General features: G+C 50.2%; 9 protein-coding genes. 1 reads left to right on the top strand and 8 read right to left on the bottom strand.

Annotated elements, in window-relative coordinates:
* Positions 1-52 precede the first annotated feature (52 nt).
* The gene (yjgA, locus tag EDI28_RS19235) at positions 53-577 is read left to right on the top strand and encodes a ribosome biogenesis factor YjgA (RefSeq protein ID WP_128785512.1); all 525 of its coding nucleotides are present in this window, start codon (positions 53-55) and stop codon (positions 575-577) included.
* A gap of 86 nt (positions 578-663) precedes the next feature.
* On the opposite strand, the gene tldD is transcribed toward yjgA, so the two are convergent.
* From tldD to mreB, 8 genes are all read right to left on the bottom strand, one after another.
* Complete coding sequence (gene tldD / locus EDI28_RS19230; protein WP_128785511.1) at positions 664-2,109, bottom strand: metalloprotease TldD; 1,446 nt, start codon at positions 2,107-2,109, stop codon at positions 664-666.
* A 22-nt stretch (positions 2,110-2,131) separates the two neighbouring features.
* Positions 2,132-2,950 carry a carbon-nitrogen hydrolase family protein gene (locus EDI28_RS19225; protein WP_128785599.1) on the bottom strand — a complete coding sequence of 273 codons (819 nt, stop codon included), beginning with the start codon at positions 2,948-2,950 and terminating at the stop codon, positions 2,132-2,134.
* A gap of 40 nt (positions 2,951-2,990) precedes the next feature.
* Complete coding sequence (locus tag EDI28_RS19220) at positions 2,991-6,899, bottom strand: YhdP family protein (protein WP_128785510.1); 3,909 nt, start codon at positions 6,897-6,899, stop codon at positions 2,991-2,993.
* 21 nt (positions 6,900-6,920) lie between these two features.
* On the bottom strand, positions 6,921-8,390 hold the full coding sequence (gene rng / locus EDI28_RS19215) for a ribonuclease G (RefSeq protein ID WP_128785509.1): 1,470 nt from the start codon (positions 8,388-8,390) through the stop codon (positions 6,921-6,923).
* A gap of 8 nt (positions 8,391-8,398) precedes the next feature.
* A complete protein-coding gene (locus tag EDI28_RS19210) occupies positions 8,399-8,977 on the bottom strand; it encodes a Maf family protein (RefSeq protein ID WP_128785508.1) in 579 nt (192 codons plus the stop codon).
* A gap of 89 nt (positions 8,978-9,066) precedes the next feature.
* Complete coding sequence (gene mreD / locus EDI28_RS19205; protein WP_128785507.1) at positions 9,067-9,555, bottom strand: rod shape-determining protein MreD; 489 nt, start codon at positions 9,553-9,555, stop codon at positions 9,067-9,069.
* Positions 9,545-10,405 carry a rod shape-determining protein MreC gene (mreC, locus tag EDI28_RS19200; protein WP_128785506.1) on the bottom strand — a complete coding sequence of 287 codons (861 nt, stop codon included), beginning with the start codon at positions 10,403-10,405 and terminating at the stop codon, positions 9,545-9,547. Before mreC ends, mreD begins: the two co-directional genes overlap by 11 nt.
* Positions 10,406-10,445: 40 nt before the next feature.
* Positions 10,446-11,489 carry a rod shape-determining protein MreB gene (mreB, locus tag EDI28_RS19195; protein WP_075762409.1) on the bottom strand — a complete coding sequence of 348 codons (1,044 nt, stop codon included), beginning with the start codon at positions 11,487-11,489 and terminating at the stop codon, positions 10,446-10,448.
* Positions 11,490-11,582: the final 93 nt, after the last annotated feature.

The following is an 11,582-nucleotide window of genomic DNA, read 5'->3' as shown; positions in this document are numbered from 1 at the left end:
ATCATGATTAAACTGATAAAATAGACCCATTACCTTCTTTAGTGAGCCAGTTATGAGCCGTAAAAACCAAAAAGCCCCTTGGGAAGAGGAAGAAGAAATCATCTGGGTAAGTAAGTCCGAGATGAAACGCGACATGGAAGCCCTGCAGAAATTGGGAGAAGAGCTCGTTGAGCTTAAGCCAAATGCACTGGCAAAAATCCCGCTAGACGAGGAACTGATGGATGCCGTTCGCGACGCGCAGCGCTTTAAAAATGAAGCCCGTCGCCGCCAGTTGCAACGAATTGGCAAGCTAATGCGCCAAATCGAAATCGAGCCTATCCAGGCCGCTCTGGATATGCTTCGTAACAAGCACTCACAGGCAACTGTTGCATTAAAAAAACTGGAGCTTAAACGCGATAAGCTGATCGAAAATGGCGATAGCATGATCAATGCAATACTGGTTGACCATCCGGAAGCCGATCGTCAGCGCCTACGTCAACTTGTTCGCCAGGCGAACAAAGAAAAGGCGCAGAGCAAGCCGGCAAAAGCGTACCGTGAGATCTTCCAGTACCTAAAAGAATTGTACCTGGAAGATTAAGCTTCTATCTTCTGCAACAATTTATGTCATAAAAAAATGCCAGCACTGTTAGTGCTGGCATTTTAATTTTCTGTTCAGTAACGACTCTACTGTGTTCCACCGACCGTCATGGAATCAACTTTCAACGTTGGCTGGCCGACACCAACCGGTACACTCTGACCGGCTTTGCCGCAGACACCTACACCACGGTCAATATCAAGGTCATTGCCTACCATCGAGACTTGCTGCATCGCTTCAATGCCACTGCCAATCAAGGTCGCTCCCTTGATAGGTCTCGTCACTTTACCGTTTTCGATCAGGTATGCTTCTGAGGCCGAGAATACGAACTTGCCCGAGGTAATATCAACTTGTCCCCCACCGAAGTTGGGCGCATAGATCCCCTGCTTCACACTGGCAATGATCTCTTCCGGCGAATGCTGGCCCGGCAACATATACGTATTTGTCATACGCGGCATAGGCAGGTGCGCGTAAGACTCGCGCCGACCGTTCCCCGTTGGCGCAACGCCCATCAGGCGTGCATTCAGCTTGTCCTGCATATAGCCTTTCAGCTTGCCGCCTTCTACCAGCACATTGTACTGACCCGGCGTACCTTCATCGTCAATATTAATCGAGCCCCGGCGATCAACCAGCGTGCCATCATCGACAATCGTACATAATGGCGAGGTGACCTGCTTGCCCATTTGCCCGGCAAACATGGACGAGCCTTTACGGTTAAAGTCACCTTCCAGGCCATGGCCCACCGCTTCATGCAGTAGCACACCTGGCCAGCCAGCACCAAGAACAACCGGCATCGTCCCCGCAGGTGCCGCATCGGCATCTACATTGACCAAAGCCTGGCGAATCGCCTCATCGGCATAGTTCAGTGCAATGGACTTGCCATTTTCTTCATTGAGGAAATACTCATAACCATAGCGACCGCCACCACCGGCACTGCCATGTTCGCGTTTATCACCCTTTTCGATCAGAATACTGATAGACAGGCGCACCAACGGACGAATATCAGCCGCATAGGTGCCATCTAATGCTGCAACCAATACCTGCTCATAGACACCGTTTATGCTGACAGAGACTTCCTTCACCAGTGGCTCTTTGGTTCGGATATAACGGTCAATCTCTTCAAGCAGCGCAATTTTCTGGTGCTTGTCAAAGCTACCCAGCGGATCAATCGGCGCATAGATCCCTGAAGCAATTACAGGGCTAAATGCCTGCACCTTACCGTTTCCGCCACCGCGAACGATGCCACGAGCCGCCCTGGCACTCTGGGTCAATGCCAGTAGGTTAATCTGATCCGAATAGGCAAAACCCGTTTTCTCGCCAGCAACCGCCCGAACACCCACGCCACGGTCAATGTTGAAAGAGCCATCTTTAATAATGCTATCTTCTAGCACAAGTGATTCGTGCCAGCAGGACTGAAAGTAAATATCGGCATAATCCACATCCCGAGCCGCAATCAGCTCCAGGGTTTGACTTAATTCATCACGTCCCAAACCTGACTGAGTCAGCATGGTATTTTCTACAGTTTCCAGAGTCATTCTCTTTGCTCTTGTAAGATACCTACCGCTGGTGCACACCTAATCGGGCATGCTGCAGCAATGGCATGTTTGTTCTTATGGTCTGGCTCAAATTTAAATCCAGATCGGCCGTCAGTACACCGGTTCCCTGCTGTTGACAGGCAACCACCTGCCCCCAAGGATCAATTATCATCGAGTGACCCCATGTTTCCCGGCCTTCATTGTGCTCGCCCCATTGAGCTGCAGCCACAATCCAGCACTGTGTTTCCACCGCACGTGCTCGTAATAATACATCCCAGTGAGCCTTGCCGGTCACTTTGGTAAACGCCGCCGGAACCACAATAATGTCGGCCCCCTGCTCTCTCAGAGCGGTATATAACTGCGGGAACCGGATATCATAACAGATTGATAATCCGATGTTGCCAAAGGGGGTGGATACCACTTTGACTTCTTGACCCGGTCGGAACGTATCGGATTCCCGATAACTATGATGCTGGTCTTCTATCTCAACATCAAACATATGTAACTTATCGTAATGTGCCCGGCACTGGCCCATATCATCAAACAGCAACGCTGTTGCGGTGATCGCACCATCAGGCTGGCGGATCGGCATTGAACCAATCAACAACCAAATCCCTAGCTGCTTGGTAAGCGCCGAGAGCGCCTCCTGCAAAGGCCCCTCGCCAAGAAGCTCGGCATGACGCTGATAATCTGAGCTGGAACCAAACACCAAACAATTTTCTGGCGTAACAACCAGCTCAGCCCCTTGCAACTGCAACCCTTTAAGCTTCTTTTTTAGTTGCCGCAAGTTCGTTTCAGGATCGGCTCCTGAATTCATTTGTACAACGCCCACTTTTGCCATCATTAACTTCCTTTTTCTGACAAATATCGCCATTCCATCGTTATTTCGGCTGATTTTGTTGTTCTTTCAGCTTTTCAGGCAAAGTGTACTCGCCAGTAAAGCGAGACTTCTCTGTTACCGTCGGAGAATCAATCGGTCCTTTCACCGCATAATTGATCTGAGTAAATACATCCAGCACCGGAGATAGTGCCGTTGAGATGGCAAACACCAAGATCGCGGTTTGCGGTGCCACAGCAAAAGCAGTAAGTACCGGTATCCCTGAGGTAAAATCAGGAAGAAACTTCACTTTTGCATCAACGGTTTCATTTACAAGGTTAGCACTTCCGGTAATAAACATATCACCGGCCAATGCCTGCATTTTAATATCATCACTCTCAAACTGACCGTTTTCAATCCTGCCGGAGCCCCTGATATAGTTAAAAGCCAGACCGTCATCAAAAATACCAGAGAAATCGAGCTGCATTTTTCGCACAATCGAATCAATACTAAATAGCCCAAGCAAGCGCCCGGCACCTCCGACTTCACTGATCAGCCCCTTGCCGGTTTCTGTTTTTACTTCACCGGTCAACGTTTCACGGTGCATTGCCCATGGTGAACCTTGCCATTGAATAGAGGCATAGCTGCTAAATTTTGCCCCCTGGATCCCCCCGGACACACCAAAACGTCCCATCAAATCAGAGCTGTTTTCACCTTCAATATCGAAGGCTATATGGGTCTCATTCTGATCATCGTCAAGCATCCAGTGGCCATCTAAACTCAGGGAGGTAGTTCCGGAGTCAATCAGCAGGTTCTGCAATTCCAGCATTGTGCCTTCCCGACGCAACTTGCCTGACACCTTGCCGAGACGATAGCCCTGTAACCAAGCATCCTCAAGCAAGAGATCAATGTCAGGCATATTCGCCATTATGGTTCGATCAAAATCAGTTGCAGGCGGTATCTCCCGCTGTGGTACATACTTTTTACGCGGTAGCACTTCTTCTACGCTTTCTAACCCCGGTAGGTTCAGGTGCATTTTTTCCAGGGTAACTTTCAATGGCGCACCGTCAGGCCAGAAAGCCTCACCGGTCATTTCACGGCTGCCCAATATCATGTGCCATTGCTCAGGTTGCCGACGAACAGCCAAATCGACATCATTCCAGTTCAGTGTTGCCATTTTCAGCTTTTTCACTCGGGCATTTACCCTCGTAGGCAACGGCACCTCAGGCATCGTCGTGAACTGACCAGCTTGCGCCATTTGCGCAGTTTTTGTTTCAATCTCGCCGATAAGATCTATCCAGCGGTCAGCATCCAAATAATCGCTATTGATTCGCAACGAATGGCTTCCCTGCGCCAGTGAACGTAATTTTCCCCGTCCTACCAACAATTCACTTGCTTCGAGTTTCAGCCGCTCAGGAACCAAGTTGATCTTAGCTTGATAGGTGGCATCCGGCACCGTGACAATACCGGAAAGAACTTCTGCATTGCCGTGAGCGGTGAGTTTAGCCTGCTGTTTCGTGCCCGGTGACAACTGAAGCGGGTAAGGCAACGTGCTATCGATGGCTGCAAGCTCCGCCAGCAAATCAACATTGTAGTCAAAGCCGGTATCGTACAAGTTGACTCCGATCGTCGACTGCCAGAGGCTACTACCCGAAGCATGCGCCAGCAAAGGGTCTTCAACCTGTTGCTGCAGGGTGGCAACATCCCACCGACCTCCCAGCTTAACGCCCACCTGATAGCCCGTTTCAACACTCTTTCCAGTAAACCCAAGCGCTACAGGCTGTGCCAGCAACATGCCTTGAATATCACTGGCCTTGATAACATCATTATCAAAACTCAGGCTACCACTGACTTGGTCCAGCTGGACCGGCGGCGTGTCCATGACTATCTGATTATCTTTCAGCTGAGCCGAACCCCATGCACGTACATCGCTGCCATCAAAAGGAATATCAAGCTTGAACCGTGATGTTACCGGACCACTTACCTGAACCGTTGTCAACGCGGCACCGACGGAATCAACCAGCGGTGTCGCCAACATATAATCACGGATCTTCTGCCCCTCGGCACCGACATCCAGTACCAGCTTCAAATGGCCGTCTTCGCTCAGCTCGGCATCGCCAGTCACCCGAGAGGCTGTCGCTCCCATCGTTTTGGCATGACTCGCATCGAGGTAGAGGAAATCATTTTCAAATAGCAGATCCAGTTTGAGATCGGTCAGCTCAGGCCAGGAGGTATCAAAGCTAAACCGCCCATCATACAGAGAAACGCTAGCCTGAAAGACGCCTTCTTGTTTGCTGTAAGGAAAATCAGCCAACTCGCCATACCATAGCAACTGCGCATGATCTGCCTTGCCACCTCGAATCGCGGTTGATAGGTAATCGGTCAGTTCACGCCCCAGAGCCAGTGTCGGTAAATAACGCCAAGTTTCACCCACATTGCTGGCTGAAGCTTCACCATAAAACGACAACCATGCGGGCGCCTTTGCCGGAAAGTCCAGCCGGAACTGTCCATTAGCGCTTAAGTGCGGCGTTGATACCGCCAACTGATCACTCCACAACCGCCAGCCATCATCATCGATCTGCCAGTAAGCAGTTACTTCACCTTTAGTAATATTCAACGGGGTCTGGAACACGTCTCCATATGGCAGCATATCATCGTTAAGTACCAGTACGGCTTTCCCACCATCCAGGCTTCCGGACAACCGAGCGTTAAGCTTGTGTACCTCAGGAAGCAACTTCCACTGCTTCATACCAAACCCTTTGAGACTGGCAGAAAAACGCGGAGACTGATCGCCATTGGCGGCGATTCGAATATCTTGTAACTGGCCGGAAGGCTGTAAGGTCGATAGCATTTCCGCAGCCGTATTGCCCTCCGGCAGGAAACTGACAAACGGAAGCAAATGCTCAAGGTGAAGGCGACTCAATGCAACTTGCCAGCGTTCAGGCTCCCATTGCGCGGCAATATCGAAGGCTGGCCACAACAACTTGTCGGTTTGCAGAATCATCTGATCACTATCAATCCGCCAGCCAGTTTTCCCTTCGGCCAACGCAACAGGGGTCAGTCCCACCAACCCCTTGGGGATCCGGAACTCATGCTTCTCTTCTCCCTCGCGCCAACGAAGGTAGCTATCATCAAGTCTGGCCAGACTCTTGAGTACTTTGCCGTCTTGCAGGTTCAACCATACCTCGGCATTGATATTGCTGCCGATAATATCCGCTCCACCTAACATACGCTTGTTTAACCAGGGCGTAATTGACAGGTTTTGGGTCTGGACATAGATACTGCCCGATAATTCGGGCAAGGAACGCCGGGCCGATAAGTTAGCGATTACTCGCATCTGGCTGAAGTGGGTATCGGCAATGCTAATCACCCCTTCGGCTAAATGCTGACCACCCGTACCGTCCCATTTCAGTTCGTTGATATCAATACGCTTTTTATCCCCAGCAGGAGATAGCAAAGTAATATCAGCATTGCGTAATGAAAACTTACCCAACTGGACAAAAAACAGCTCTTCCAGCCGTTTAACCGTAGAAGCCTGGTTTGTCTCTTCGACAACTGACTGTGATGGAGAAACCTGGCTGAAAACGGAGCCTGAAAGACGGGTCAAATCGAGGCTAAGCTGATCGATACGTATATCTTTAAAAACAAGCCGCATCTCAATCGCCGAGCGCAGCATATCAAGCTGCATCTCGACATCGCCGACCCGGACAATCGATTCCGGATCATCGCTTGCTGAAACACTCACCCCCTGCAGTACGAGGGATGGTCCAAGGTTTCGCCAATATCCCTCAACATGTGCGACTTCAAGGCTCATATCAGCCTGTTCAGATGCCCACTGACGGATAGGTTCGCGATATTCGTTTAGCTGGGGAAGGTAAAAACGCAGACCACTAATCGCAATAGCGGCCAGTACCAACATAGTCAGCACCAGCCACATTAATCCACGTGCCAGACGAACTGGAACTGTTGTCACTCAAAAGCCTCGCATTGGTAATTACATCATTACAACGTCAAATTGTTCTTGGATATATAATGGCTCGGCCTTAACTTTCACCTGTTTGCCAATAAACACTTCCAGCTCTGCCAGAGCATGGTATTCATCGCCAGCCAACGCTTCGGCAACGGCAGGGGCGACATAGACCACAAAACGGTCAGCATCGTAGGCACGGTTCACCCGAGTAATTTCACGCAGGATCTCGTAGCAAACACTTTCCACGGTTTTTACCGTGCCTCGGCCCTCACAGGTCGGGCAAGTACCACACAACACATGTTCGATACTTTCACGAGTTCGCTTACGGGTCATTTCAACCAAACCAAGCTGGGTAAAACCATTGATATTAGTTTTTACCCGATCGTAGGAAAGCGCCTGCTCCAGTGCTAATAACACGCGACGCTGGTGATCTTCCAGTGCCATATCGATGAAATCAATAATAATGATCCCACCTAAATTACGCAGTCGAAGCTGACGTGCAATCGCCTTGGTCGCCTCGATATTGGTATTGAAAATGGTTTCTTCCAGATTTCGGCGGCCAACAAATGCCCCGGTATTGATATCAACCGTGGTCATGGCCTCAGTCTGATCAATGATTAGATAGCCACCAGATTTCAGCTCAACCTTGCGATCCAACGAGCGCTGAATTTCACTTTCTGTGTCGTATAAATCAAATATAGGCTGCTCGCCGGCATAGTAGTCAAGCTTCTCACTCAACTCCGGCACGAATTCATCGGTAAACTCTTTGAGGTTTTCAAAACCGATACGCGAGTCAACCTTAATACAGTCCAGCTCAGTACCGACAAAATCGCGAAGTATACGCTGAGCCAGCCCTAGCTCACCATATAGCATTGACTTGGGCTTGTGCTTGGCACGTCGCTCCAGCACTTTTCGCCATAAGTGTTTAAGGAAGGCGGCATCTTGCGCCAGCTCTTCTGGTGTCGCGCCTTCGGCTGCAGTGCGAATAATAAAGCCGCCCAGATCGTCACAGTGTTTACTCACCATCTTTTTCAGGCGTTCGCGCTCATTTTCGCTTTCAATTCGCTGGGAAACACCAACATGGCCTGCACCAGGCATAAAGACCAAATAACGCGAAGGCAGGGTAACATCGGTTGTCAGCCGTGCGCCCTTGGTTCCCAGGGGATCTTTAACCACCTGAACCACCAAATCCTGGCCCTGACGAACCAGTTCAGAAATATCCCGAACCTGAAACTGCTGTTTTTCGTTCTCGGCCACACACTCTGTATGCGGCACAATGTCGGACGCATGCAGGAAGGCTGCTTTTTCCAACCCGATATCAACAAATGCCGCCTGCATACCCGGCAATACCCGGCTCACCCGGCCTTTGTAAATATTGCCAACAATACCGCGTTTTGATTCTCGTTCTATATGTATTTCCTGAAGGGTCCCTCCTTCAATCATCGCAACGCGTGTTTCACTTGGCGTCACGTTAATTAGCAGCTCTGTGCTCATGGTTGCCTCTAAATTGATAAACTTAAAAAGTCTCGAACCATGATGTCGGTTTCCATTAACGGTAACCCCACCACAGCGTAATAACTGCCATCGATGCGCTCAATAAACTTGCCGCCGATGCCCTGAATACCATAGCTGCCTGCTTTGTCCTGCGGCTCGCCGCTTTGCCAGTATGCTTCTATTTCTTTTTCAGACAAAGCCTTGAACCAAACGTTCGTTACGACAAGCTTAGTTTTACTACGTGCTGCCGTTGCTAGGGTAACAGCCGTCATCACCTGGTGCTGGCGGCCGGAAAGCAGAGTCAGCATACGCTTGGCATCTGCATAGTCTTCAGGTTTTTCCAGAATCTCATCATCTACTACAACAATAGTATCTGAACCCAGTACCGGTGTTTGACCATCGGTCTCTTTCACGCCAGCCTGTGCCTTGTCCTGCGCTAATCGCTGGACATACTCAGCCGGTGCCTCGCCAGATTGATGCTGTTCTTCAACATCCACGACAACCCGTTCGAAGCCGTAGCCTAGCTGAGCCAGTAATTCTTTTCGCCGAGGAGAACCCGATGCCAGATACAGTTGCAATGTAGACATGATGATACCATTTACTTAAATATCAAAAAGATCCATTCGATGTCATGTTTTACAACCTAACACCGAACAGACCTTGTTTGGAAAGTTATTTAACGAATTGAGAACTTACGACGCATTCGCCGCAACAGCAAAAACAGCCATGGCCACAGCAGGAAATTCAGCAGCACAGCCCATAGTCTATCAGGCTCGAAGGTGATCACAGAGACCAGATACTCAGCCCAGAACTCGACCAACTTACCGGCCAACGTCAGCAAGGCAACCAGTATCGCCTGCTGCCATAGCGACAGATTACGCAACACCTGAAAGTTCAGGGCAACGACGTAACACAGTACCGACATCATCAGGCCCCGTACCCCGAGGGTAGAGCCCAGCATCAAGTCCCACAGTAACCCCAATAACAATGCCGTGCCGACATTCACCCGATGCGGCAATGCCAACACCCAGTAAAATGCCACCAGCAAGACCCATGAAGGCCTGAACAGCTCCAGCTCGCCGGGCCATGGTGCAGCCTGTAAAATAAGTGCCACAATAAAAGAAAGCCAGATCAACAAGCGGCCACTTGGTCGACTATTCGCCACTATTGAGATCTCCTACCATCAGCGTTTCCCGCGGTGTAGGCCAGACCAGCAGCAAATAACGCAAGCGGTCAAACTGTACCGTCGGTTTCGCCTTTATCTGGGCAAACGGGCGCTTGTTATCGAATGAAAACTCGGTCACGTGACCGACCGGATAACCTTCAGGATAACGGCCGCCCAAACCGGATGTCACCAACAGATCCCCGACTTCAATATCGGTACTGCTCGGCACATGTTCAAGTTGGATTTGGTCTATCTGGCCGCTGCCCGAGGCAATCACTCGGATATCGTTACGAACAACTTGGATAGGAATCGCATGCGTTGGGTCAATCAATAACAGGACGCGGCTATTATGGGCACCAACATAAGATACCTGGCCGACGATGCCTTTTTCGTTGATCACCGGCTGGCCTTCATACACACCATCGACCCGCCCCTTATCAATCATCACCTGATGACTGTATGGATCTGAGTCTACCGCCATGACTTCCGCGATCAATTTCTTCTCGTCACGAACAAACGGTGAGCCTAATAGCTCCCGCAAACGCTGATTTTCCTGCTTTAACTGATCGAGCAGCAGCACATCACTCTGCTTTACCAATAAATCACGCTTAAGTGCTTTATTCTCTGCCAACAAACGCTGATGGGAGCTCAACTGACCCGACATACCATCTAACAAATCGCGGGGTAAGTTAGCTGCATATTGCAGTGGCGAAATCGCAGTGTTCAGCAAATAACGTATATTGGCGAAGGCATCTAGGCGGCTGTCGGCCAGCATCAGACCAACCGACAGTAATATGGCAAGAAACAGGCGTAACTGCAGAGAAGGTCCTCTGCCAAATATAGGTTTCATCTAACACTATAACCTGTTCTATCTATTGCCAGACTTGGCATTATTCTTCGCTGAAAAGATCGCCACCGTGCATATCGATCATTTCCAATGCCTTGCCACCGCCACGCGCAACACACGTTAGCGGATCTTCTGCAACAACCACTGGAATACCGGTTTCTTCGGTAAGCAGGCGATCAAGATCGCGCAGCAGCGCACCGCCACCGGTCAGCACCATACCGCGCTCTGAGATATCAGATGCCAGCTCTGGCGGACACTGCTCAAGCGCAACCATGACTGCCGAAACAATTCCGGTTAGCGGCTCTTGCAGCGCTTCAAGGATTTCATTGGAGTTAAGGGTAAAGCTACGAGGTACACCTTCAGCCAAGTTACGGCCGCGCACTTCAATTTCACGCACTTCATCACCCGGATAGGCCGAGCCAATTTCGTGCTTGATGCGCTCAGCGGTCGCTTCACCGATCAGGCTGCCGTAGTTACGGCGAACGTAGTTAATAACCGCCTCATCAAAACGGTCACCACCGATACGTACCGACGAAGAGTAAACCACGCCGTTTAGAGAGATAACCGCAACCTCGGTAGTACCACCACCGATATCGATCACCATTGAACCCGTTGCTTCCGACACTGGCATACCGGCACCGATCGCCGCCGCCATTGGCTCGTCAATCAGGTACACTTCGCGAGCACCTGCACCTTGTGCAGATTCACGGATAGCACGGCGTTCAACCTGGGTTGAACCGCAGGGAACAGCCACCAGCACGCGTGGGCTAGGGCGTAAAATACTGTTGTCATGGACCTGCTTGATAAAATGCTGAAGCATTTTTTCGGTCACATAAAAGTCGGCAATCACACCGTCTTTCATCGGGCGGATAGCAGCGATATTACCAGGTGTACGACCAAGCATCTGCTTTGCGTCATGACCAACGGCAGCAACACTTTTGGTTGCACCCGCTCGATCCTGACGGATAGCTACTACTGAAGGTTCATCGAGTACGATGCCCTGTCCTTTGACATAAATAAGGGTGTTGGCAGTACCCAGGTCAATAGACAGGTCATTAGAAAACATGCCACGAAGTTTTTTAAACATAGTCTTCGGCTAATTCCTGCAAGCTTACAAAATTCGTTAAATTGCGCTAAATGTATCAAGGGGCACGGATCGAGACAAGGTAAGCTTTGTCAA

Origin of the sequence: Photobacterium chitinilyticum, from assembly GCF_004104355.1 — a bacterium.
Lineage (GTDB): Bacteria > Pseudomonadota > Gammaproteobacteria > Enterobacterales > Vibrionaceae > Photobacterium > Photobacterium chitinilyticum.
The sequence above is the reverse complement of the archived record's forward strand: the minus strand, read 5'-3'. Positions and strand labels throughout refer to the sequence as shown.

What these genes read in the sequence shown, in the direction of transcription:
- yjgA (WP_128785512.1), top strand. Translation starts at nt 53, where the DNA reads ATGAGCCGTAAAAACCAAAAAGCCCCTTGGGAAGAGGAAGAAGAAATC.
- EDI28_RS19210 (WP_128785508.1), bottom strand. Translation starts at nt 8,977, where the DNA reads ATGTCTACATTGCAACTGTATCTGGCATCGGGTTCTCCTCGGCGAAAA.
- mreC (WP_128785506.1), bottom strand. Translation starts at nt 10,405, where the DNA reads ATGAAACCTATATTTGGCAGAGGACCTTCTCTGCAGTTACGCCTGTTT.
- tldD (WP_128785511.1), bottom strand. Translation starts at nt 2,109, where the DNA reads ATGACTCTGGAAACTGTAGAAAATACCATGCTGACTCAGTCAGGTTTG.
- rng (WP_128785509.1), bottom strand. Translation starts at nt 8,390, where the DNA reads ATGAGCACAGAGCTGCTAATTAACGTGACGCCAAGTGAAACACGCGTT.
- EDI28_RS19225 (WP_128785599.1), bottom strand. Translation starts at nt 2,950, where the DNA reads ATGGCAAAAGTGGGCGTTGTACAAATGAATTCAGGAGCCGATCCTGAA.
- mreB (WP_075762409.1), bottom strand. Translation starts at nt 11,489, where the DNA reads ATGTTTAAAAAACTTCGTGGCATGTTTTCTAATGACCTGTCTATTGAC.